Origin of the sequence: Variovorax sp. 22077, from assembly GCF_052044195.1 — a bacterium.
GTDB lineage: Bacteria > Pseudomonadota > Gammaproteobacteria > Burkholderiales > Burkholderiaceae_C > Variovorax > Variovorax atrisoli.
The window spans coordinates 204,307-228,966 of sequence record NZ_JBQEQC010000001.1; the positions used below are offsets into that span (position 1 = coordinate 204,307).

Here is a 24,660-nt window from a genome sequence, read left to right on the forward strand (position 1 = left end):
AGGAGGGGGCATGCGCATGTCGGTGTCCTGCTACACGGGCTCCTGTTGCGTCGTGCAGTGGATGCCGCCGCCGCCGGAGGCAATGGCGTCGATGTTCAGTTGGACGATCTGGTGGCTGGGCAATTGGGCCGCGAGCGCATTGCGGGCAGCCTGGTCGGCCGCAGCATCGCCGAATTCGGGCAGGAAAAGAGCCTTGTCGGTGATCAGGAAATTCACGTAGCCGGCCGCGAAGTCCTTGCGCGCGAACTCCGGCCGCACCTTGCCCGGCGTTTCCAACACGACGATCCGCAGCGCGCGGCCGCGTGCATCGGTCGTCGCGCGCAGCAACTCCAGATGAAGCCGCGTCACCCTGTGATCGAACGAGGTCTCGTCGTTCTCCAGCGCCGCGACGACCACTCCCGGCTTGATGAAGCGGGCGTAGAAGTCGGTGTGGCCGTCGGTGATGTCGCGGTTGGCGATGCCGGGCAGCCAGATGATCTTTTCCAGGCCCAGCAGTCGCTTGAGTTCGACCTCGGCGTCGGCCTTGGTGACGCCCGGATTGCGGTTGGCGTTGAGCACGCAGCTCTCGGTGATGATGGCCGTGCCTTCCCCGTCGACTTCGATGCCGCCGCCTTCCAGCACGAGCCGGCTGCGCAGCAGGGGTACCCCGGTCAGTTCCGCCATTCGGGCGGCCACGGTCGCGTCGCGGGTGTGCGGCTGCTTGTTGCCCCAGCCGTTGAAGTTGAAGCTCACCGCTGCGCGCTCGCCGCGGGTATTGCGCACGAAGACGCAGCCGGTGTCGCGCATCCAGAGATCGTCGATCTCATGCTGGATCAGTTCCACGTTGGAGCCGCAGAGCTGGCGCGCGGTGGCGAAATCTTCCGCACCCACCAGCATCTTCACCGGCTCGTAGACGCTGATGGCGTTGGCGATGCGCGCCAGCGCCTGCTGTACCGGCTGGCGCATGGGTGCGGTCCAGACCGATTCGCGGGCCGCGAACGCCATCCATACGGCGCGATGCGGAGCGCTCTCGTCGGGAATCCGCCAGGTTTCGGTTGGTTGCGGGGAGGGCTGGAGCGCGATCGGGGAGGGCGCAGGAGCAGGGGCCGGCACCGGAACAAGTGCCTGCGGGCCATTGCCGCCACCGCCTCCCCCACATGCGCTCAGGATTCCGCTCATCAGTCCGAGGCTGCCAAGGCCCATCAGGGCACGTCGAGTTGTCATGAAAATCAAGGGTTACTACTGAGCCCCGGATTCTGTTGACGTTTATCTATTTGGAAAATTGATCTTTTCTGGACTGATCGGCCAATTTGGCTCATGACTCGGTTTTCAAGGCTTGGCGTAACGCACCAGGCTCTCGAACACTCCGCGGACCATCGGCATGCGCGGCTCGCCCTCGGTGCGCGAGATCCACAGCGTGCCCAGCGACAGGCTCGGGTACTCGACGAGGCGCTGAAGCTGGCCCGTGTGCAGGGCTTCGTCGGCCAACAGGCGGGACACGAGTGCCACGCCGTGGCCGCGCAAGGCTGCGTCGAGCAGGAGTCGCGGATCGTCGTAGATGGCGCGCCTGCGCAGCTTGCCGAAGTGCTCGCGGATGAACGGACCGATGCGGTCGCTCGTGAGGTCGGATTCGAGGCAAAGCAACCCGGCGGCAGCCTTGTCGGCGGAATCTGCATGCACGACTGCGACGAGTTCGTCTTCGAGCAGCGGGACCTCGAACACGCCGCGCTGCCTGAGCGGCTCGCGGGTGATGGCGATATCCACGTCCATCTCGTCGATGTAGCGTGCGGTCTCGTCGATCGAGATGATCGGACAGAGCGCTGGATGCTCCCGCAGCAGCATCTCGAGGCGCGGCTGCAGCCAGCCTTCGGCGATCGTCGCCGGACAGACCAGCGTGACCAGGCTGTCGTCCATGTAGGTTTCAATGTGGTCGAGCCCGTTGCGGATCTGGTCGAGCGACTTGCCGACGCTGTCGAGCAGCAAGCGCCCGGAGACCGTCAATTCGACGCCGCGTCCTTTGCGCCGGAACAGCGGCTGGCCGACTTGCTCTTCGAGCTGGGCGATCTGGTGGCTGACGGCGGATTGGGAGATGCTCAGTTCGTCCGCCGCCCGCGAATAGCTCCCCAGGCGGGCAGCGGCTTCGAAGCCGATCAGGAATCTGAAGGAAGGCAGTCTGGTGTTGGACATGGGGAACAGTCCGCGGAGGTAGATTTGCTTTCTGGATTTTCGGGGGGATGGCCTCCCCGGAATCCATCCATATCGCACACAATGTGTATTATGTTAAATAATAGATGGCAAATGGAACCCCTCTTCGTCCGGAGCAAGGTGGTAGTTAGATGCAAGCACTGATCGAGAACATATACGCCGCAGGCATGGGCGAGCAGCCGTGGCGATGCGCCCTCGACCGGATTCGTGCACTGACGGGCACTCGACTGGTCGCCATCGTGACATTGGATGGCGCCGGCCAGACCCTTGCCAGCGATGTCGCGGCCGACGACGACGAGTTGGCCAGCAAGATCCAGCAGGGCTACAACGACGAATTTCATCGATATGACCCGTCCCGGGCCGTGGCCGCGGAATGGGACGTGGGCCGCTGGTACGACGACCGGCAATGGAATCGGGACAGACAGCGCTCGCACAGCATCTATCACCAGGAATTCCTGCGTCCCCTGGACCTGGGGTATTGGGAAGGCGCATTCGTTTCCAGGACAACCAGGTTGTCGCACTTCTTGAGCTTGCATGGCGGGACGGACGACATCGGGTCGACCTCCTCCCGACAAAGCTTCCAGAGCATTGGCACGCATATGGGACGAGCGTTGCGCCTGCAAGCCCAGCTTGAGAGTTCGCAACAGCAGGTGAACCACGTCGAATCGGTGTTCGATGCCCTGGGCTGCGCGATCTTCGTGCTGGACGATTCGCGGCGCTTGCTGCGCGCGAATTCGGCGGCCAGCAGGCTCATGGCGCGCGAGAAGGCGCTGCGCTTCGTGAACGGCCGTTTCGAGCCATCGCCGCCATCGCCATCGACGGCACGGGAATGGCACGAGGCCTGCCGTCAAGGCGCGATCGCCCTTCGACGACCGGCGCCCCACAGCCCTTTGGTGCTGCGCTTGACTCCGTTGTCAGCCAGCTCTGCGGTGGCCAGGGACTGGCAGAGGCCCTTGACGCTGATGGTCGCTTCCGGTGATCGATCCATGGCGGAACGACAAAGCAGCCTGCGCATCGTTTTCGGCCTCACTCAGGCCGAAAGCGAAGTCTGCACCTCGATCTGCGTTCAAGGCCTCACGCCCCAGGCCTGCGCCGAGTCCCGCGGGGTGTCGATCGGCACCATTCGTTCGCAGATCAAATCCATCCACCAGAAGACCGGCGTGACCCGGCTCGCTGAACTGGTGCGGCTGGTCACCGGGATGTAAGGCGCCGCTCCCCCTCCCCGGCTCGTGCCGCCTTCGTTATTTGTACGCTTCATTCGTGGCGTTGGTTCTGAGGGCTCTTTCCTTGTCGGCCATCAAGGCCTGCAAGTGCAGCGGATACGGCGAGGGCATGGTCCCGATGGGGGCATCCAATCCCTGGCGTCGCACTTGCGCGATCGCGTTGTTCAGGAGCTCGGCGTCCTTCGCCAATCTTTGCGGGGTGTAGGGCTGTGACTGCAGCGCGAAGCGAGCGGGCTTCAGCTTGCGGTGGATCACCGTGATGTACTGCTGACTCTTCTGGGCCGCATCCTCTCCGTAGTACGCCCGCGTCCGCATCACAAACTCGTCTTCAAGCGCCGTCGGACTGGCGCCGTAGTCGACGTCCAGGCGGCAAAGATAGGACTTGTACATGAAGTCCTTCGCCCGTGCGTCGCCGGCTTTCTCCATGGTGTCGAAGTACGCCACGAAAAGCGGTGCGCTGCGCATCTGAGGGTCACGGACACCGTACCAGCTCATGCTTTCGCACAGCATGCCATTGAGGGGCGGGGTGGTCCCAGGCACTCTCGATGCCTTGTCGAGCAGCGCCTGCGACATGTAGGGAACCGCTTCTCGGAATTGCCCGGATTGATACAGCACCATCGCGAGCTGCGCGCTGTAGAGGGCACAAGCCCGGTGATTGCCGCTTTCCCCGTTGTAGCCCTTCATCTGCCAGAAGGACATCTTTCCCAGACCTTCGATGGGCGCGCACTCCTCGTTCAGGCGCTTTTGCAGCAGCGCGACGGCCTGTTGGGGCTGCGACTTTTGAATGGGAACAACCGTGCTCTCGATCCATTTCTCGGCTGCTCGCTCATGCTCCCACGGATGAGTCGCGCATCCTGCCAAGGAGATAAGCGCTGCGGCGAGCGCAACTGCAAGAACATGCTTGCGAACCCGCGTCATTTCTCGACCCCCCATGGATTGACGTCTGCACCATTTCCGACAGCCTGCCTGGCATCGTTCTCGATCTGCGCCGCCCGATCTTGCCGATAGAGCTTTTCCTGCTCTTCACGCTCGGATGCACGGCTCATTGCGTCCAGACCCGCTCCCACTGCGCCGATCAACTGCGTTGCGCGGCTGGCGCGCGTCACGGAAGGGTCGGGCGGCGGCGGGTAGATCGGCGAAGAAGGCGCGGCGGCCTGTGCGGGACGCACCAAGGCCGGAGCAGCACGCGCGGTAGCCTGCGCCGCCGCTGCTGCGTGCGGGGTCACGGCAGCACCGCTTTGCTGCCCGACGCCGGTGCTGCCGGCCTTCGCTGCTTCGGCCGGCGCCCCGAAAAGCTGCTGCCGCGCCCGTTGCTCCTCTTGCTGGCTCCTGCGCAGGGCATCTGCACGCTGGGCATCGGCTTCCCGGCGCCGCCGCTCCTCCTGGGCTCGCTGTTCCTGCGGATCGACCCATGGATGACAACGAGCCTCCTCGTTGACCGCCACCACGCCCGTCTGGATGCTCTCCGTGGCGCCCGGCTTGACGATCACCGTATGCCCGTTGCCGAAGGCACGATTGGCGTCGGCCCAGGACACGGCGCACTGCTGCGCTTGTGTGCCCGTGTTCTGAACATAAAGCACGGCGTTCAACCCACCCGGCGCGCCGCGCTTCCATAGGCGGATTTCAGCGAGTGAGCTGGAATGGAAGCCTGACAGCAATGAGGCTGTGACAACCAGCGCAGCAAGCCGGCGAGGCGGTTCCGGATTCGAATTCGGAAAAGAGACATTCCTCCCGAAGGGCAGGATGAAGCGTTCGATCATCTCGAAGTCGAGTGGGCTTGATGGCGCCGAATTGTCGAACGCCTCCCCTGCTGCGGCATCTCCAATATTCAGGATGCGGACTCCGCCGGCACATGGTATCGAGACCACAGGTCGGACCAGAGCGAGCGTCCGGTCGTCCCATGTCGAATCACGCCGCGGCTTGTCGAAGCAATCGCTTCACAGGATTCCAGGCAATTGTTTCGACGTTTGCACGCATCGGCCTGTCCGCAGCGGGGACCTGGTGTCGGCGCCTGTCAAACCGACCGACTCATTCATCTCAGCGCGTGCCAGCCACGGCCAACGCAGCCCAGGGCATCGCGACGAATGCTTCGCTGAGGCGAAGGCGCGCCGCATCCCCTGAGGCAGAGACGGCCTCCCCGGTCAGCAGGTTTCGGAACGAAGCGCCAGCGAGCCAGCCCGGCAGACGGATGGTCGTGCCGTCCCAGCTGCTCGCCTCCGGCAGTCTCGGCGCAGCGGCTTCTCCAGACATCGACGCGAACAGGCGGCCGGCCAGAACCAGCACGGCCTGGTCGCCATGCCGCCGCGCGAACGCCACGACGTGGCGCGCCAGCGGGCCCTCGACTGCCAGCGGTTCATAGCTTCCTTCGGAAAACAGCAGCGGCTGCGACCGGCGCAAGCTCAGCAGGCGCCAGATGAACCAGAGCTTCGCGCGACCATCGTGAGGGGCCGCGGCCATCGCCGGAATACGTGACGAAAGATCGTTCCTGCCGGCCGTCTGGTCCAGCTCATCGAGCAGCTGCTGGCGCAGCGCGTAGTCCACGGGGCGACGGTTGTCCGGGTCCACGAGGCTCAGCGCGATCAGCTCGCTTCCCTGGTACAGATCGGGCACGCCGGGCGAGGCGTATTTCAGCAAGGTGAGGGTCAGGCTGTTCCAGGCGCCCAGCGTCGCCAGCCGGTCCGACAGCTGCCGGATGTCGCGCAGGCAGGCGCCCTCCTCCCCGTTTTCGGCGGGAGCCAGGATCTCGCGCACGAAGTGCTCCAGAGCCGATTCGTACGGCTCGTCCGGCTGTGTCCAGCGCGTGCACAGCTTGGCTTCGCGCGCGGCCTTGCGCATGTATTGGCAGATTCGATCGGCGTAGTCCGGAAGCTCTGCAGCAGCGAGCCCGCCCGGCGGCAGGGTGCCCAGCAGGGTCTGGTAGAGCAGGTATTCGTCGGCCGGGGATGGCATCTCGCCGCCGCCCGGCAGCTGCACGCGCGATCCGCGGCACTTGCCGTGCCAGCGCGCCAGGGCGTGCATCCATTCGTCCGGAATCTCCGAAAGCACGTCGATGCGGTTGCGTACGTCTTCGGAGCGCTTGTTGTCGTGCGTCGAGGTTGCGAGCATGGTGTGCGGCCAGCGCAGCGCGCGGTCGGCCGAGAGCTCGTGGAACTGCTCGACCTCGATGCCGAAAAGATCGGGCTCCCCGCCCACCTCGTTGAGCGAGCTCAGAGGAAAGTAGCGGTAGAAGGCCGTGTCTTCCACGCCCTTGGCCGCCACCGGCGCGCTGAACTGCTGGAAGCGCATCGCGAAGCGGCGCACCCGCTCGGCCAGGGCCGGCGGCGCCCCGTCGGCGGCCTCGCCACGCAGCGCCCCGCGCAGGAACTCGAACACCGACAAGTCGGCATCACCGCTGCGCCGCGCGGCCTCGGCCACGGCTTCGTCGATGAAGTGCGCATCCTGCGGGGACGGCCCCTCGACGATGTAGGTGCGGTAGACGCTCATGCATGCGCACACGCCCGCCAGCGCCCGCCGCAGCGCGTTGAGCGTGTAGTCGCGCGTTCCCCGGTCGGCACGGGCGATGCGAAGCAACTCGCCGGAGAGCACGTTGAGTTCCGAGGACAGTGCGTTGCGCATCACCTCGCGCCGGCCTTCGCGGCAGATCGAGGCGAAGTCTTCCGTCACGCCGCTGAAGCGCTGCCAGGCGTGCAGCACGCTGTCCTCGCCTGCGGTATCGACCAGCACGCCGTTGGCCACGTTGGCGAAACGGTAGCCGGTGGTGCCGTGCACGTGCCAGCTGTCGGGCACCTCCTCGTGCGCGGCCGCGATCTTCTCCGCCACCACATAGAGCGGCCGCGCGAGCCGGCCGCCGGCGTCATGGGTCGGCAGCGCCAGGCCGGCGCGTCGTGCATAGCCTTCCTGCAGCTTGCGGAAATAGCCCGCGGGGTCGTACAGCCCGTCGGGGTGATCGATGCGCAGCCCGTCGACCGCGCCCGAAGCGGCGAGGTCCAGCGCGAAGGACTGCGTGGCCTCGAACACCTCGTCGCGCTCCATGCGCACGCCCGCGAGATCGTTGATGTCGAAGAAGCGGCGGTAGTTGATCTCGTCGGCCGCCACGCGCCAGTGCGCGAGCCGGTAGGCCTGCGTCTCGATCAGCCCGTGCAGCGCGTCGCGACCCTCGATCGAGGCCAGGTTGAACTCGGCCACCGCGGCGGCGACCGTACGGGCCACCTCAGGCTGCCCAAGGGCCAGGTCCGCGAGCCGCGCCTTGAGCAGCTCCTTGTCGCGCACGCGCTCGGCCTGCTCGTGCGGCGACGTGGCATTGCGCCCCGGCAGTCGCCCGAAGGCAGTCGAAAGACTCGCGAGCCGGTCCGCATCGACGCCGCCGAGCCGCGAGAGCGCGGGCTCCAGCACTGTCGGGTAGGTTTCGGGGCCCACCGGAAAGCGGTGCTCGAAATAGCGCATGGCGAAGCTGCCGGCCGCTTCCTCGAAGCACAGCACCAGTTCGCCGCTCTCCAGCACCTCGCCGTAGTGCCCGCCCAGCACCGGCAGCAGCACCTTGCCGGCCAGCTCGGGGTTCAGCGGCTGCCAGTCGATGTCGAAGTGCTGCGCGAAGAGCGAGGCCGGGCCGTTCTCCAGCACGTCCATCCACCAGGCGTTGTCGGCGCCGAACACGCCCATGTGGTTGGGCACCATGTCCAGCAGCTGGCCCAGGCCGTTCGCCTTCAGCGCATCGACGAAGCGGGCGAAGCCCTCCGCGCCGCCGAGCTCGGGGTTGATCTCGGCATGGGCGACCACGTCGTAGCCGTGCATGCTGCCGGGCCGGGCGCGCTGTATCGGCGAACAGTAGACATGGCTCACGCCCAGCTTCGCGAGGTAGGGCAGCACGCGGATGGCGTCGTCGAAGCCGAAGTCCTTGTGGAACTGCAGCCTGTAGGTGGCGCGCGGAATGCGCGTCTGCAGGCCGGCCGGCGCTTCGTGATTCGGCTGCCGCGGCCGCGCTTCGCCCAGCACCCGCGCCAGTCCGCGCATGCGATCGCCCTGCGCCAGCGCCGCCAAGGGCTGCGCGAGCTTGCGGCGCCAGTTGGGGTGTTCGTCGACCGTCCCCGGCATGTTGGCCTGCTCGACGGTGCCGGCCACGTCCTCCAATTGCACCGCCATTAGCGCCGATGGCGTCCTGGCGAGGAAGGCATGCGCCGCCTCCACCAGCCGCGGCGAAGGCATCGAAAGGCCGGCAGCCTCGGCGGCCTCGTCGCGGGACAGCAGGCCTTCCTGCAGCAGCGACTGGATGAGCTCGACGCGCTCGCGCATGCGGTCCGCCAGCTGCTTGTCGAAGACGGCCGGATCGGGAAACAGGTTCAGCGCCAGCCGCTCGCGAAGATCGGCCGCCGTCCACCAGCCCGCGAAGGTCGCGAGGTCGTGCGTGCTGATCGCGACCAGCGCGGCCGGCGGATATTCGGCCGGCGCCTTGAAGCCGCCGCCGTGGCGGCGCTCGAAGTAGAGCAGGCGGTAGGAGAGCACGTCGGCTCGAGAGAGGCCCTCGCGCACCGCGTCCTCGACCGTGCCGAGATCCTCGCCCACCACCATGCAGCGCTGGCGATGGCTTTCGATCGCGACGATGGCGAGCATCTCCTCCAGCGGGTAGTAGACGTATGCGCCCTCGCCCGCCCCGCGTCCGGGTGGAATCCAGAAGAGCCGCATCAGGCCCATCGCGTGGTCGATGCGCAATGCGCCCGCTGCGCGCATGCTGGCGCGCAGCGTCTCGATGAAGAAGCGGTAGCCGTCGGCGCGCAGGCTGCCCGGCTTCAGCGGCGGCAGGCCCCAGCGCTGGCCGGCCGGGTTGAACTCGTCGGGCGGCGCGCCGATGCTGGCGCCTTCGGCAAAGCCTTGCTGGAAAGACCACGCGTCGGAGCCGCTGCGGTCGACCGACACCGCCAGGTCCGCATAGAGGCCCACGCCCATGCCCAGCGCGCGGCAGCGCGCCGCGACGTGCGAGAGCTGCCGGTCGGCCACCCACTGCAGGTACTGGTGGAAGTGCACGCGGTCCGCATGCACGCGCGCGAACGCGGCGACCTCGGCGGAATCGGGATTGCGCCATGCGTCGGGCCATGAGTGCCAGTCGCCAGAGCCTTCTTCGGTGGAGAGGAAGTGCGCCCGCAGGGCCTCGAACACCGCGTGACGTCGAAGGGCCTCGCCGCGGCGATCGACGAAATCGAGGAACGCCCTGCCCGCTTCGTCAGGTACGCCCTCCGGCGGGAGGTGGCGCTCGCGGAAATGTGCGAAGAGCAGCTCCAGCACCTCGAACTTCGCCACCGCCACGCCGGCGTAGTCGACGAGCGGCGAAGCGCGCAGCGCGGCCAGGCGCTGCTGGAAGTCCGGCGAGCCCACCTTTTCTCGCGCGGCAGGGCAGCTGGAAAAGCCATCGACCGCCTCGACGTCGATGTAGAGCACGTTGAGCTGCTGCCGCGACGAGGGGCTGTACGGGCTTGCATGCTCCGGCGTGCCTGCGAACAGCGCGTGCAGCGGGTTGAGCCCGATGAGGTCGGCGCCCTGCCCGGCCGTCCGCACCGCCAGTTCTTCCAGGTCGCCGAAATCGCCGATGCCCCAGTTGCGCGGCGAGCGCAGCCCGTAGAGCTGCACGGCCACGCCCCACACGCGTCCGCCGTCCTGCACGGCGGACGGGCGGTAGCATCGCCCGGGAGTGGCCAGCACCAGCGTCTCGCCGGGCAGGCCCTCCACGCGCAGCCGGTGGTAGCCGGCTTCGAGCTCGACAGGGACGTGCAGGGTGCGTTCGCCCTGCGCTGTTTGGTCCGGGGAGACGTCGCTCTCGCCTTCGAGCACTGTCCAATGCTCGTCCTGCAACTGCCAGCGGACCCGCCCGGTCGATGGCGCCAGCCGCAGCCGCACCTGCCATCCGGTCGCAGGCGTTCGAACGACGAGCACCGGCGGCAGCGCCTGGGCCTGGCTTGCGTGTCGCGCCGCCTCCAGTGCGGGCCCGGCATCCGCCACGCGGCCGAGCCGGACGCCGAACTCGGCCAGCAGCGCCATCAGGGAGCCTGCGCTGGCCTCCCTGCGAATCCCGAAGGCATCGAAATAGCTGGTGGCGATGCCGTGGTGTTCGCACAGCCGAACCAGTTCGTCAGTGACCGCGTCATGCGGCTCGCTCATTTCATCCGACACCCGGTGGATCCTCCAGCGTCACGTACACCGCGCCGCGTTCGAGCTGCAGCGCACCTTCTTGAATGGCGGCGCCTTCACCATGAACCAGCGCGCCGGGCGGAATATCCCGGCTCGCCGTGGGCTTTTCGCCGAGGTGCGCCAGCATGTGCAGCCGGCCGGAAGTCCCGAGGTCCCAGCTCACCTGCAGCGTGCCGTTATCGCTGCGGTAGACGCCTGCGGCCGTCATGCCGGCGAGCCGGGGCACGATCAGGCGATGCCGCACTTCGAGCAGCTGCCGCACCTCGCACAACCGTTCGAAGTGCGCGCGCGTGCCGCGCTCGCGCCAGCGCAGCTTCGAGGCGAGAAAGGTGGACTCGGCGTTCGGATCGGGAATGCGCGCACGCGCGGCCTCGTCGGCGAATGCCGCGAACCCGCCGAACTCGGAGCGCCGCCCCTCGGAAACTGCGGTGGCCAGCTCGGGGCCGAAGTCGCAGAAATACAGGAACGGCGTCGAAGCCGCGAACTCGTCGCCCATGAAGAACATCGGCACGTGCGGCGACAGCAGCAGGCAGGCCATCGCGGCGCGCACCAGCACCGGGTCGCCGAGCGCGTGGATGCGCTCGCCGAAGGCGCGGTTGCCGACCTGGTCGTGCGTCTGCAGGAAAGAGACGAAAGCCTGCGGCGGCAGCCGGGTGCTCGGCTCGCCCCGTCGCTCGCCATGGCGGAAGGCCGACGGCTGCCCCTGGTAGATGAAGCCCTCCGCCAACGCGCAGGCGAAGCTGGCGACCGGGTCGGCCGCGTAGTCGGTGTAGTAGCCATCGCGCTCGCCAGTGGCGAACACGTGCACCGCGTGGTGCAGGTCGTCGTTCCATTGCGCAGTGCCGGCGACGGGGATGCCGCGGCCGTCGCGCATCAGCATCGAGGCCTGGTTGGCGTCGTTCTCCAGCACCAGGTGCACGTGGCGTTCGCGGGCCGGGCCCTCGTCGAGCGCCTGGCGGATCTCCTGCACGATGTGCGGCCGCGTCTCGTCGTGGATGGCGTGGATCGCGTCCATGCGCAGGCCGTCGAAGCGGAACTCCTCGATCCAGTAGCAGGCGTTGTGGATGAAGAAGTCGCGCACCGCGCGCGAGCCCGGCCCGTCGAAGTTGATGGCCGGGCCCCACGGGGTCTGGTGCTCGCCGTTGAAGAACTCGGGGCAGTAGGCGTGCAGGTAGTTGCCCTCCGGTCCGAAGTGGTTGTAGACCACATCGACCAGCACCATCAGCCCGAGCGAATGCGCCGTGTCGACCAGCGCCTTGAGTTCGTCCGGCGTGCCGTACGAGGCATCGGGCGCGAAGGGCAGCACGCCGTCGTAGCCCCAGTTGCGGCGGCCCGGAAAGTCCGCCAGCGGCATCAGCTCGACCGCGGTGATGCCGAGCTCGGCCAGCTCTTCCAGCCGCTGCCGCGCGGCCTCGAAGGTGCCTTCCTCGGTGAAGGTGCCAAGGTGCAGCTCGTAGACAACCGCCTCTTCCCAGGGGCGGCCGCGCCATGCGTCGTCGGTCCACGCGAAGCTGTGCGGATCGACCACCCGGCTCGGGCCGTGCACGTCCTCGGGGTTGTAGCGCGAGGCCGGATCGGGCACGCGGGTGCCGTCCGGCAGGCGAAAGGCATAGCTGTCGCCCTGCCCTGCCTGCGGTACCGTGAGCCGGTGCCAGCCGTGGGCATCGCGCTTCATCGGCAGCGATCGGGCGGTGCCGTGCTCCAGCAGCACGGTCTCCGCCGACGGGGCCCAGAGCGCGAAATCGACCCCCTGCGCCTGCACGGTGGCGCCGAAGGGCATGCGGTGCGCGTGCGTGGTCATGGCCGTACGTCCGGCCGGCTCATCACCACGAGCGAGCGGCATTGCAGCGGATAGCTGGGCTCGCTCCACGCGGGCGCATGCGCGGCGGCGTCCTCGGTGGTCAGCGGCGGCGCGGTGCTGGCGGTGTCGACCAGCAGCCGCCATGCGCCGTGTGAAGTCGCGGGCAGCGTGAAGGCGATCTCGTCGTGGTGGGCGTTGAACAGCACGATGAAGTCGTCGTCGTGCTGCGCCTCGCCGCGTGGTCCCCGGTCGACGATGCCGCCGCCGGGCAGGTACATCGCGATGCAGCGGGCGTTTCCGTCGTTCCAGTCCTCCGGGCGCATCTCGGCGCCGTCGGGCCTGAGCCAGTGCACGTCGGTCACGGTCTCCACCTCGGCCGGCTGGCCCGCGAAGAACGACCGCCGGCGGAACGACGGATGCGCGCGCCGCAGCGCCACCATCCGCTCGACGAAGCTCACCAGCGCGAGCCGCTCGGGCGTGGGCGTCCAGTCGAGCCAGCCGAGTTCGTTGTCCTGGCAGTAGACGTTGTTGTTGCCCTGCTGGGTGTGGCCGCGCTCGTCGCCCGCCAGCAGCATGGGCACGCCCTGCGACAGCAGCAGCGTGGCCAGCAGGTTGCGCTTCTGCCGCTCGCGCAGCGCCAGCACCTCGGGGTCTTCGGTGGCGCCTTCGGCTCCGCAGTTCCAGGAGATGTTGTTGTTGCTGCCGTCGCGGTTGTCCTCCCCGTTGGCCTCGTTGTGCTTGTCGTTGTACGAGACCAGGTCATGCAGCGTGAAGCCGTCGTGCGCGGTGACGAAATTGATGCTGGAGGTGGGCCGCTTGCCCGACCAGCCGTAGAGGTCCTCAGAACCGGTGATGCGCCGGGCCAGTTCGCCCAGCAGGCCGCCGTCGCCCTTCCAGAAGCCGCGCAGCCCGTCGCGGTAGCGGTCGTTCCATTCGGCCCAGCCCGGCGGGAAGTTGCCGACCTGGTAGCCGCCGTGACCCAGGTCCCAGGGCTCGGCGATGAGCTTCACGCGGTTGAGCGTCGGATCCTGGCCGATGGCGTCGAAGAAGCCGCCCAGGTTCTCCACCTTGCCCGACTCGCGCGCCAGCGCCGAGGCCAGGTCGAAGCGGAAGCCGTCGACGTGCATCTCCTCGGCCCAGTAGCGCAGCGAATCCAGCACCAGTTGCAGCGCCTGCGGATGCTCCAGGTTGACGGTGTTGCCGCAGCCGGTGAAGTCGTCGTAGTAGCGGCGGTTGTCGCCGTTGACGATGTAGTAGGAGGCGTTGTCCACGCCGCGCATCGACAGCGTCGGCCCGAGCTGGTTGCCCTCGCAGGTGTGGTTGTAGACCACGTCGAGGATCACCTCGATGCCCGCCGAGTGCAGCGTCTTCACCATGGTCTTGAACTCCTTCACCTTGCCCGAGGCGCTGTAGCGCATCTCGGGGGCGAAGAAGGCCAGCGTGTTGTAGCCCCAGTAGTTGCGAAGGCCGCGCTCCGACAGGTGACGGTCGTTGAGGAAGCCGTGCACCGGCAGCAGCTCGACGGTGGTGACGCCCAGGCGCTTGAGGTAGTCGACCACGGGCGCGCAGCCCAGCGCCGCGTAGGTGCCGCGCAGTTCGGGCGGCACGTCGGGGTGGGTCATGGTGAAGCCGCGCACGTGCATCTCGCAGATCACCATGTCCTGCCACGGGATCATCGGGCGGCGGTCGTCGCCCCAGGTGAAGGCGGTTTCGAGCACCCGGCCCTTGGGCATGAGCGGTGCGCTGTCGCGGCGGTCGAAGGAAAGGTCCTCGCGCTTGCTGCCGACCGTGTAGCCGTAGAGCGCATCGCCCCAGCGCAGGTCGCCCACCAGGTCTTTCGCGTAGGGGTCGAGCAGCAGCTTGTTGGGGTTGAAGCGGTGGCCCTCCTCGGGCTTGTAGGGGCCGTGCACCCGGTAGCCGTAGGCCTGGCCCGGTCGCGCCTCGGGCAGGTAGCAGTGCCACACGCCGTCGGTGCGGTCGCGCATGGGAATGCGCTGGAGTTCGTGACGGCCGCGGTCGTCGAAGAGGCACAGCTCGACCTTCTCGGCATGCTGGGAGAAGAGCGCGAAGTTGACGCCCTCCCCGTCCCAGGTGGCGCCGCGAGGGTAAGGCCGGCCGGGCCAGACGGCCGTGATCGCGGGATTGCCAGTGTTTTTTGATGTCATCCGGAAGCTGCAGGTTGGAGGAAGGGATAGGAGAGCGAGGTGCCGCGTTCAGCGCGGCGGGCGGTCGTTGTCTTGCCGGCCGTAGGGACCGACGCCGGTGACGGAAGGTGGAGGCGCGGGCTTCGGCGGTGCGGCAGGCATCGGCGGCTGGACCCTGACATCCCGGGCCTCCTTCGGCCACCAGCGTTCGATGCAGGACTTGGCCCAGTCCTTCCCCGCCAGCCCGAAGGCCAGTGCCAGCGCGAAGACGGCGCCCGCGAGGATCACCAGGAAGCTCTCGCGCACGATGTCGCCGCCCACCTTCACCTGGTCGAGCGCGATCAGGATCACGAAGGCCATCACCGCGTACTGCGCGGCCTTGGCGAAGAGCGCCGCGTCCTGCATCTTCACGCCGCGGAAATAGCTGGCCACCGCGTCACCCACGAAGCGCGCGAAGTACGAGCCGAAGGCCAGCACCAGCAGCGCCACGAACACGTTCGGCACGAACCAGACGATGCGCCCCAGCAGGTCGGCGATGTAGCTCAGCCCCATGCCGTTGAACGCGATGAGCAGCGACGCCAGGATCACCAGCCAGTACGCGAGCACGCCGAAGAGGCTGCTCGTGTCGCCCGCCAGGCCACCCTGGCGCAGGAAGTTGTCGAGACCCGCGCGCTCGGTCAGCACGTTGAAGTTGATGGCGCGCAGGGCCTTGGTCACCGCGAAGCGCGCCGCCTTGGCCACGAGCCAGCCGACGAGCACGACCACCAGCGCGACCAGCAGCCGGGGAATGAATGCGCCGATCTGATAGAGGATGGCGCGCAACGGCTCCAGGTGAATGCCGAAGTTTTCCATGGTGGTTCTTCCCTTGTTTCGCTAGGTTGGCTTGGGGTTCGCGGCAGTTGCCGACAGCGGTGGGGTCGGGGGCGGCATCAGCCGCGCCCCGGCCGCACCAGCGCGAGCACGCCGTGCAGCGGGACCTGGGCCCAGTCGAGGCGGTTGCCGAGTTCGTAGCGAAGCTCGTAGAGCGCCTTCTCCAGTTCGAAGAGAGCAAGAAGCTCGCCATCGAGCGCCCGGCCGTAGCCGGCCAGGAACGCATCGCGCGTGGCCTGCTCCCAGGCGATCGCGGGTCCGGCAAGGCGCTCGGCCTCCTGCGTGCTCTGTGCCACGCGGCGCAGTGCGGACCAGCGCGCGTAGTTGAAGGAGCGCAGCATGCCCGCCACGTCGCGCAGCGGCGAACCCTTCATGCGGCGCTCGTCGAAGCTGCGCGCCGGCTCGCCCTCGAAGTCGATGATGACGAAATCGTTGTCCTTCACGAGCACCTGGCCGAGGTGGTAGTCGCCGTGGTAGCGGCTCATGACGCCGCCGCCTTCGGCCGGCTGCTTCGCCTCGATGCTCGCGCGCAGCGCCTCGCCGGCGTCCAGCAGCATGCGCGCATCGGTCTGGGCGGCGGGCGGCAGCTGCTCGAAGCGCTCGCGCAGCATTTCGAGCGTGGCTGTGGCGTCGGCGGCCGCGCGTGCCTTGAAACCGGCGACATGGGTCGCGGAGAGCGGCTCGGGGTCGAAGGCCGCGGCGCCGGTGCGCGAGGCCAGCGCCTCGTGCAGCTCGGCCGTTCGCCGGCCCAGCTTGGCCATCAGCGCGAGGAAGCCGCCGTGCACCGCGGCCACCTCCGGCGCATCGCCGTCCGACGTGGCCACGTCGCGCAGGAAGCGCTCCAGGTAGCCCAGCGTGTAGTCCCAGCCGTCGCCCTGGTTCGCCACGTAGCGCTGCACCATCGCGAGCGTCATCGTGCGGCCGTCGGCCGTCATGTATTCGAGCGCGCCGAGCACCGGCACGCAATGCGGATAGCGCGCCACCTCGGTGAGGAAGCGGCCCATCTCCAGCTCGGGGTTGATGCCCTCGCGCACGTGGCGGTAGCCCTTGAGGAAGAGCGTCTCGCCCAGCGTCACCACCGTGTTGCTGCTCACGCCGCTGGGCCGGCCGACGGGAAGCGCGTCGATGTCGGCCGCGGTTTCCGCGAAGGCGGCCGTGGGCCTGAAGACCAGCTTGCCGTTCGCGGTCGCGAGCTCGGCGCCGCTGCCGATGGTGCGCACCAGTTCGCGGCAGAAGGCCTCGTCGTAGAAGGCGTCGCCCATCAGCCCGACCTGCGCCTGCTGCCGCACCTTGGCGAGCGCGGCCTGCGCAACGCCGGCCATGCGCTCCTCGTCGCGCTCTTCCCAGGCGAGCGCCAGCGGCATGAAGTAGGTGGCGCCGCCGGGCGGGCCGTCGAGCTCGAGCAGCGGCAGCAGCCAGCTCAGGCCGTTCGCCTCCCACACCGCATGGTCGGCCAGCCGCGCGCGCTGGATCGTCGTGCCCTTGGAGGCGTACCAGCGCTGGATCTCGATGTGGCGCGGCAGCGTCTCCAGCTCGAACTGGTTGCGCATGCGCTCCGACATGCCGATGCGCCAGGGCATCACGCGGTCGCGGAAGAAGCTGGTCCAGCCGTCGAACAGCACCAGGGTGGGCCATTCCTGCAGCGCCACGCCTTCCTGGTGCCAGCTCGGGGCGTCGGCCTCGGCCGTGAGCTTGAACCAGTAGAAGCCGTACGAAGCCAGCGTGAGCAGGTACGGCAGCTCGCCGATGGGCGGGAACGGCGCGCGCCCGAGCATCTCGATGGGCACGAAGCCCTTGAACTCCGACAGGTCCAGCTCCACCGGCTGCGCGGCACGCGAGAGATTGAACACCGACAGGATCACGTCGCCGTCGTACTCGCTCAGGTAGGCCAGGATCTTGCGGTTGCCCGGCTTGAGGAAGCGCCGCTTGCCGCGGCCGAAGGCGTGGCTGGTCTTGCGCACGGCCAGCATGCGCTTGGTCCAGTTCAGCAGCGAGCTGCTGTCGCGCGCCTGCGTCTCCACGTTGAGCGCCTCGTAGCCGTACAGCGGGTCCATGATCGGCTGCAGGTACAGGCGCTGCGGGTCGGCGCGAGAGAAGCCGGCGTTGCGGTCGGGGTTCCATTGCATCGGCGTGCGCACGCCGTTGCGGTCGCCCACGAACACGTTGTCGCCCATGCCGATCTCGTCGCCGTAGTAGATGATGGGCGAGCCCGGCATCGACAGCAGCATGCCGTTCATGAGCTTGACGCGGTCGAGGTCGTTCTCCATCAGCGGCGCCAGGCGCCGGCGGATGCCCAGGTTGATGCGCGCGCGCATGTCGGCCGCGTACATGGTGTACATGTAGTCGCGCTCCTTGCTGGTCACCATCTCCAGCGTGAGCTCGTCGTGGTTGCGCAGGAAGATGGCCCACTGGCAGCCCTCTGGAATGTCGGGCGTCTGGGCCATGATCTCGACGATCGGGTGGCGGTCTTCCTGCGCGATGGCCATGTACATGCGCGGCATCAGCGGGAAGTGGTAGGCCATGTGGCACTCGTCGCCGTCGCCGAAGTACTCCCGCACGTCCTCGGGCCACATGTTGGCCTCGGCCAGCAGGAAGCGGTTCTTGTACTGAGCGTCGATGGCCGCGCGCAGCCGCTTGATCACCGCGTGCGTCTCGGGCAGGTTCTCGTTGCTGGTGCCGTCGCGCTCCACCAGGTACGGAATGGCGTCGAGCCGGAAGCCGTCCACGCCCATGTCGAGCCAGAAGCGCATCGTCTTGAAGATGGCCTCCAGCACCGCGGGGTTGTCGAAGTTCAGGTCGGGCTGGTGGCTGAAGAAGCGGTGCCAGTAGTACTGCTTGGCGACCGGGTCCCAGGTCCAGTTGGAGGTCTCGGTGTCGGTGAAGATGATCCGCGTGCCCTGGTAGATCTGGTCGGTGTCGCTCCACACGTAGAAGTTGCGCTCGGGCGATCCGGGCGGCGCGAGCCGCGCGGCCTTGAACCACGGGTGCTCGCTGGAGGTGTGGTTGATGACCAGCTCCGTGATCACCCGCAGGCCGCGCTTGTGGGCTTCGGCCAGCATCTCGCGGAAGTCGTCGAGCGTGCCGTACTGCGGGTGCACGTCCTCGTACTCGGAGATGTCGTAGCCGTCGTCGCGCAGCGGCGAGGGATAGAAGGGCATCAGCCAGATGGTGTTGACGCCCAGCTCCTTCACGTAGTCGAGCTTGGCGGTAACGCCCTTGAAGTCGCCCATGCCGTCGTTGTTGGAGTCGAAGAAGGCCTTGACGTTGAGCTGGTAGATCACCGCATCGCGGTACCACAGCGGATCGTCGCTGTTGTCGATCTCGACGGTCTCGAGCGCGATGTGGGAGACGGGTGCATTCATGGGCGGGCGACCTCAGAGGAAGTAGTCGAAGCCGCGCTCGTCGCCATGGCGCCTGCGGACCACGAAGATGTGGGCGGGCACGCTGCGCGGATCCAGCCGCACGTAGTGCCAGTCGCCCTGCCAGAGAAAGCGCTGCCCGCTGAGCAGGTCGTGCATCTGGAAGGCGCGCGAAGGCGGGTTCACGCCCACGCTGGCGGGCTCCAGGCCCACCCAGCCTTCCTGCACGTTGTGGGGATCGAGGTTGACCACCGTCACCACCACGTTGGCGCCGTCGGCCGAGCTCTTCGCATAGGCCATGAGCTGCGGGTTGTCGATGTGCAGGAAGCGCAGCGTGCGGTCCGACTGCAGGGCCGGGTTCTCGCGGCGGATGCGGTTCACCCGCGCGATGAAGGGCGCCAGGCTCGCCGGGTCGTCGTGGTTCCAGTGGCGCAGCTGGTACTTCTCGGAATCGAGGTACTCCTCGCTGCCCGGGCTGCGCGGCAGGTGCTCGCGCAGCTCGTAGGCCGGCCCGTAGATGCCGTAGTTGGCCGCGAGCGTGGCGGCCAGCACCAGCCTCGACATGAACACGGCAGTCTCCCCGCTCTGCAGCTGCTCGTGCAGGATGTCGGGCGTGTTGGGCCACACGTTGGGCCGGAAGTAGTCGATGCCCGGCTCGGTCGAGAGCTCGGTGAAGTACTCCTGCAGCTCCTCCTTCGTGTTGCGCCAGGTGAAGTAGGTGTACGACTGCGAGAAGCCCAGCTTCGCGAGCCGGTGCATCACCTTCGGCCGCGTGAACGCCTCCGCCAGGAAGATCGCGTCGGGGTGCTTGCGCTTGACCTCGCCGATCACCCACTCCCAGAACGGGAAGGCCTTGGTGTGCGGGTTGTCCACGCGGAAGATGCGAACGCCCTGCCCTATCCAGTGGTCGATCACGCTCTTGAGCTCAGCCCACAGCGCGCGCCACCCCTCGCACTCGAAGTTGAAGGGGTAGATGTCCTGGTACTTCTTCGGCGGGTTCTCGGCGTACTGCACGGTGCCGTCGGGGCGCCAGCGGAACCAGTCGGGATGCGCCTTCACGTACGGGTGGTCGGGCGCGCACTGGAAGGCGATGTCCATCGCGATCTCCAGGCCGTGCTCCGCCGCGCGCGCGAGCAGGCGGCGGAAGTCTTCCTCGGTGCCCAGTTCCGGCAGGATCGACTTGTGCCCGCCCTCCTCCGCACCGATGGCCCACGGGCTGCCCACGTCGCCGGGGCCGGCCTCCAGAGAGTTGTTGGGCCCCTTGCGCTGGATGCGGCCGATGGGGTGGATCGGCGGGAAGTACAGCACGTCGAAACCCATCTCGGCGATGGCCGGCAGCCGCGCCTCGACGTCCTTGAAGGTGCCGTGCACGCCGGGCTGCGTGCCGGCCGATCGCGGGAAGAGCTCGTACCAGGTGCTGAAGCGGGCGCGCTCGCGATCCGCCACCAGCGGAAGCTCCACCGTGTGGCGCACCGCATGGCGGCGATCGGGGTGGCGCCGCGCGAGCACGGCGTATTCGTCGTCGAGCGCCAGTGCCTTCAGGGCGGCGACGTCCGTGCCCGGGTTGGCGGCCGTGGCGTCCAGCTCGGTGGCCCAGCGCTGGAGCGTGACGCGGTCGTCGCCCTCGGCGCGAGCGCCCGCCGCGGCGATCTCCAGCGCGCCGACCTGGGCGGCGACGCGGACGTCGGCCAGGTCCACGCGGCGGCTCATCTCATGGCGCCATGACTCGAAAGGATCGACCCAGGCCACTACCGTGTACACGTAGCGGCCCGCCGAGGGCGGCGAGAAGCCGGCCTCCCACACGTCGTTGCCCAGCGGCTTCATCGGCACCTCGCGGAACTCCGACTGCTCCTGGGCGCGCCAGCACAGCTGCACGCGCAGCACGTCGTGGCCGTCGGTGAAGCAATGGGCGCGCACCGTCACGCGCTCGCCGGCCACGCATTTGACGGCGAAGCGGCCGTTGTCGATGCTGGGCAGCACCGCGTCGACGACGGCGCGGGCATCGCCCTGCCATGCCCCGAGGTCGCTTTCCGCGCCGGCGCTCGCGGCTGCGGCGGGCCTGGTCGAGAAAATGTTCTTCATGAGGGCTGGTGCTCCAGGATCAGCGTGGACAGCGGCGGCAAGGTGAGGCACACCGATTGCCTGCGTCCGTGGGAACCCACGGGCGCCGCCTCGACGCCCCCGAAATTGCCCCAGCCCGAGCCGCCGAACTCGGTCGCGTCGGTGTTGATCACCTCGCGCCAGCGGCCGCCCAGCGGCACGCCCAGCATGTAGTTGGTGCGCGGCACCGGGGTCATGTTGCTCACGGTCAGCAGCGGCGGGCTGCCGTCGTCGGCCTTGCGCAGGAAGGCGAAGACGCTCAGGTCGGCTTCGTCGGCCGCAACCCACTCGAAGCCTGCAGGAGAGAAGTCGAGCCGGTACAGCGCGGGCGATGCGCGATAGACGCGGTTGAGCTGCGTCACCAGCCGCTGCAGCCCCGCGTGGCCTTCGAGGCCGCTCACCCACCATTCGAGTTCGCCGTCGTGCGTCCATTCGCGGCGCTGGCCGAACTCGCTGCCCATGAACAGCAGCTTCTTGCCCGGGTGCGACCACATGAAGCCGTACAGCGCCCGCAGGTTGGCGAACTGCTGCCAGCTGTCGCCGGGCATCTTGCCCAGCAGCGAACGCTTGCCGTGCACCACCTCGTCGTGCGAGAACGGCAGCACGAAGTTCTCGTGGAAGGCATAGACCAGCGAGAAGGTCAGCTTGTGGTGGTGGTACTTGCGATACACCGGCTCTTCCTTCATGTAGGCGAGCGTGTCGTGCATCCAGCCCATGTTCCACTTCTCGCCGAAACCCAGGCCGTCCATCTCGGTGGGGCGCGAGACGCGCGGCCAGGCGGTGGATTCCTCGGCCACGGTGAGCGCGTCGGGGTGTTCGCGGTAGACGGCGCGGTTGAGCGTCTGCAGGAACTCGATGGCCTCCAGGTTCTCGCGCCCGCCATGGCGGTTGGGCACCCAGCCGCCGGGACCGCGCGCGTAGTCGAGGTAGAGCATCGAGGCCACCGCGTCCACCCGCAGGCCGTCGATGTGGTACAGGTCGAGCCAGAAAAGTCCGGACGACACGAGGAAGCTGCGCACCTCGGGCCGGCCGTAGTTGAAGATGCTCGAGTTCCACTCGGGATGGAAGCCCTGGCGAGGATCGGCGTGCTCGTACAGGTGCGTGCCGTCGAAGTACGCGAGGCCGTGCTCGTCGGTCGGAAAGTGCGAGGGCACCCAGTCGAGCAGCACGCCGATGCCCTGCTGGTGCAGGTGGTCGACCAGGTACATGAAGTCCTGCGGCGAACCGAAGCGCGACGTCGGCGCGAAGTAGCCGGTGGTCTGGTAGCCCCAGGAGCCGTAGAACGGATGCTCGGTCACGGGCATCAGCTCCACGTGCGTGAAGCCCATCTCGATCGCGTAGGCGGCGAGCTGGTGCGCGATCTCTCGGTAGCCCAGGAAGCGGCCGTCCTCGCGGCGCCAGGAGCCCAGGTGCACCTCGTAGACCGACATCGGCGCATCGAGCGCGTTGCGACGGCCGCGATCGGCCATCCATTCGCCATCGCCCCACTGGTACGAAAGCTCGCAGATGCGCGAGGCGGTGGCTGGCGGCAGCTCTGCGGCGAAGGCCACCGGGTCGGCCTTGTCGACCGTGTAGCCGGCGTGGCGCGAGCGGACGCGGTACTTGTAGGTCTGGCCGATCGCGGCATTCGCGACATGGCCGCTCCATATGCCGGTCCCGCCGGGGTCGGGCTGCAGCGGATCGGCGTCGCCCGACCAGTAGTTCCAGTCGCCGACCACCGAGACCGACTCCGCGTTGGGCGCCCACACCGCGAAGTCGGCGCCGCCGCCCGCAGCGGGATGGCAGCCGAGCAGGTCGTAGAGGCGGGAATGTGTGCCCTCCCTGAAAAGGTAGGCGTCTCGCTCGCTCTGAATCGGTTGGTTGGAGGGCACCTGCGTTCCTTGGTTGATGACCGGCAGAACGGCGCATCGGGCCCAACCCCGCCTGCTTGCCCGCTCTCGCCTGACCTCATCGAATTTGCGAGCGCGCGCCTGTCCGTGGTTACGGTCTGCGCCCATTCGCCTTGTCGGAGAGCTGCCCGTATGTCCGGCACGTGCACCGGAAGCGGGCGCATATCACACGGCTTTACATCCGCCGTGGCCCACGGTTGTTAAAAAGGAGGGCCTCAAGCCAACATGGAATCCATGACCGACCTCGACGCTTCCGCACGCGCACTGATCGAAGACTGCTCAAAAGCCTCGCTCGAACTTCTGGAACGCAATCTCACTTCTCACGGCATCCTGGCGGCTGCGCGGACGGAGGCCGCCGAGGCACGGCGCTACACGCGCATCTTCGGGCGCGACGCCGCGATATGCGTGATGGCCATGTGCGGCAGCGGCGTGCCCGCACTGGAGCAAGGCGCGGTGGCCAGCCTAGAGGCACTGGTGGCGCAGCAGGCGGCCAACGGACAGATCCCGAAGTACGTCGATCCGGAAGGCCGCGACGCGGATTTCTGGTACCTCGGCTGCATCGACGCCACGCTGTGGTGGCTGATCGCGGTGGACCACGTGCGCCGCCATGGGCAGGTCGGCCCTTCGCGTTGGCAGGAGGAAGCAGGCCGCGCCATCGGCTGGCTGCTGGCCCAGGAGCATCAGCACTTCCGCCTGCTGCAGCAGAACGAGGCCAGCGACTGGGCCGACATCATGCCGCGCTCGGGCTACGTGCTCTATACGAATGCGCTGTGGTACGAGGTCAAGCGCCGCTTCGCGCTCGACCACGCGGAGGCGACGCACTACCACTTCAACCACCTGTTCAATCCCTTCCAGCGCGATCTTCCCGAATACCACCGCGCGCGGCTGCTGCAGCACTACGCGCGCCGTGGCCGGCGCGACCCGGGGCTGTACCTGAGCTTCGTGAACCTGGCCGTGGTCGGCGACGAAGGCGATGTGTTCGGCAACGTGCTGGCCATCCAGGGCGGGCTTGCCGACACGGACATGGCGCGCCGCATCGTCGACACCATCGACCGGGCACATGCGAGCGACCCCTATCCGGTGCGCGTGGTGCTGCACCCGCTGCCGCGCCATCACGCGCTGTGGCGGGCCTACATGGGCCGCCACAGGCAGAACATCGTGCACCAGTACCACAACGGCGGCATCTGGCCCTTCGTCGGAGGCTTCTGGGTGATGGCGCTCGCCAGGCTCGGCGAGCAGGCCAAGGCCTGGAGCGAACTCGCGCGGCTGGCGCAGTCCAACGCGCTGGACGACTGGCGCTTCACCGAGTGGTTCCACGGCCGCACGCTCGCGCCCATGGGCATGGCCGGCCAGAGCTGGAACGCGGCGACCTTCCTGCTCGCGCTGCGGGCGCTCCAGGGCGGCGAGGCCGCGTGGTAGCCGCCGGCCAGCGGCGAACGACGCATCTTCCTACAGCCCGACCCGCGCATCGCCGATGAAAGGCGCCGCGCATCCGCGAGAGACCCGCCTCCTGGGCTTTGAGCGAGCGTCGGCGTTCCCCAGATGCGCCGGCAAGGAGAACAGCCATGGCCATCACGGCAAACGTCATCTCGTCGGACCGTGTCGAAGGAACGTCCGTCTACAACTCCGCCGGCGACAAGCTCGGCACCATCGATGACCTCATGATCGACAAGCTGTCGGGGCAGGTGCGCTACGCCGTGCTGGAGTTCGGCGGCTTCCTTGGCATGGGCAAGGACCGCTACCCCATTCCCTGGAACATGCTGAAGTACGACACCGCGCAGGAAGGCTACGTGGTTCCGCTGCAGAAGGAGACGCTGGAAGGCGCCCCGAAGTACGCCGACACCAGCATCCCCGACTACGACGAGAGCTACACGGCCAGCATCAACAGGTACTACGGGCTCTGAGCCCGCAGGC

At 67.8% G+C, this 24,660-nt stretch carries 14 protein-coding genes; 3 read left to right on the forward strand and 11 right to left on the reverse strand.

Going from position 1 to position 24,660, the window contains the following annotated elements:
- Positions 1–30: 30 nt before the first annotated feature.
- Both ACTJLF_RS00910 and ACTJLF_RS00915 read right to left on the reverse strand, forming a co-directional pair.
- Positions 31–1,203, reverse strand: a complete 1,173-nt coding sequence (locus ACTJLF_RS00910; RefSeq protein ID WP_440882308.1) for an agmatine deiminase family protein — start codon at positions 1,201–1,203, stop codon at positions 31–33.
- Positions 1,204–1,308: 105 nt separating this feature from the next.
- Positions 1,309–2,166: a LysR family transcriptional regulator gene (locus tag ACTJLF_RS00915; RefSeq protein WP_440882309.1), complete on the reverse strand. Its 858-nt coding sequence runs from the start codon at positions 2,164–2,166 to the stop codon at positions 1,309–1,311.
- 149 nt (positions 2,167–2,315) lie between these two features.
- On the opposite strand from ACTJLF_RS00915, the gene ACTJLF_RS00920 reads away from it, so the two are divergent.
- Positions 2,316–3,389 carry a helix-turn-helix transcriptional regulator gene (locus ACTJLF_RS00920; protein WP_440882310.1) on the forward strand — a complete coding sequence of 358 codons (1,074 nt, stop codon included), beginning with the start codon at positions 2,316–2,318 and terminating at the stop codon, positions 3,387–3,389.
- Between the two features lie 36 nt (positions 3,390–3,425).
- Here the strand turns inward: ACTJLF_RS00920 and ACTJLF_RS00925 are convergent, their stop codons facing one another.
- The 9 genes from ACTJLF_RS00925 to glgB all read right to left on the reverse strand — a co-directional run bounded on the left by ACTJLF_RS00925 (position 3,426) and on the right by glgB (position 22,728).
- A complete protein-coding gene (locus tag ACTJLF_RS00925) occupies positions 3,426–4,325 on the reverse strand; it encodes a hypothetical protein (RefSeq protein WP_440882311.1) in 900 nt (299 codons plus the stop codon).
- A complete protein-coding gene (locus ACTJLF_RS00930; RefSeq protein WP_440882312.1) occupies positions 4,322–5,167 on the reverse strand; it encodes a hypothetical protein in 846 nt (281 codons plus the stop codon). Before ACTJLF_RS00930 ends, ACTJLF_RS00925 begins: the two co-directional genes overlap by 4 nt.
- Positions 5,168–5,444: 277 nt before the next feature.
- Positions 5,445–10,553: a malto-oligosyltrehalose synthase gene (locus tag ACTJLF_RS00935; protein WP_440882313.1), complete on the reverse strand. Its 5,109-nt coding sequence runs from the start codon at positions 10,551–10,553 to the stop codon at positions 5,445–5,447.
- 1 nt (position 10,554) lies between these two features.
- Complete coding sequence (gene treZ / locus ACTJLF_RS00940; protein ID WP_440882314.1) at positions 10,555–12,384, reverse strand: malto-oligosyltrehalose trehalohydrolase; 1,830 nt, start codon at positions 12,382–12,384, stop codon at positions 10,555–10,557.
- Entirely contained in the window at positions 12,381–14,549 is a 2,169-nt protein-coding gene (gene glgX, locus ACTJLF_RS00945) for a glycogen debranching protein GlgX (protein ID WP_126181822.1), read from the reverse strand. The genes treZ and glgX overlap by 4 nt, the downstream gene beginning before the upstream one ends.
- A 48-nt stretch (positions 14,550–14,597) precedes the next feature.
- Positions 14,598–15,380 carry a mechanosensitive ion channel family protein gene (locus ACTJLF_RS00950; protein ID WP_132751016.1) on the reverse strand — a complete coding sequence of 261 codons (783 nt, stop codon included), beginning with the start codon at positions 15,378–15,380 and terminating at the stop codon, positions 14,598–14,600.
- Between the two features lie 77 nt (positions 15,381–15,457).
- Entirely contained in the window at positions 15,458–18,760 is a 3,303-nt protein-coding gene (treS, locus tag ACTJLF_RS00955) for a maltose alpha-D-glucosyltransferase (protein ID WP_440882315.1), read from the reverse strand.
- A gap of 12 nt (positions 18,761–18,772) precedes the next feature.
- Entirely contained in the window at positions 18,773–20,839 is a 2,067-nt protein-coding gene (locus ACTJLF_RS00960; protein WP_440882316.1) for an alpha-1,4-glucan--maltose-1-phosphate maltosyltransferase, read from the reverse strand.
- On the reverse strand, positions 20,836–22,728 hold the full coding sequence (gene glgB, locus ACTJLF_RS00965; RefSeq protein ID WP_145759334.1) for a 1,4-alpha-glucan branching protein GlgB: 1,893 nt from the start codon (positions 22,726–22,728) through the stop codon (positions 20,836–20,838). The genes ACTJLF_RS00960 and glgB overlap by 4 nt, the downstream gene beginning before the upstream one ends.
- A gap of 252 nt (positions 22,729–22,980) precedes the next feature.
- Here glgB and ACTJLF_RS00970 point away from each other — a divergent pair, with 252 nt between their 5' ends.
- Both ACTJLF_RS00970 and ACTJLF_RS00975 read left to right on the forward strand, forming a co-directional pair.
- Complete coding sequence (locus ACTJLF_RS00970) at positions 22,981–24,165, forward strand: amylo-alpha-1,6-glucosidase (protein ID WP_184604096.1); 1,185 nt, start codon at positions 22,981–22,983, stop codon at positions 24,163–24,165.
- A gap of 146 nt (positions 24,166–24,311) precedes the next feature.
- Positions 24,312–24,650, forward strand: coding sequence for a PRC-barrel domain-containing protein (locus ACTJLF_RS00975; protein ID WP_019652657.1), 339 nt, complete (start codon positions 24,312–24,314; stop codon positions 24,648–24,650).
- The last annotated feature ends 10 nt before the right edge of the window (positions 24,651–24,660 follow it).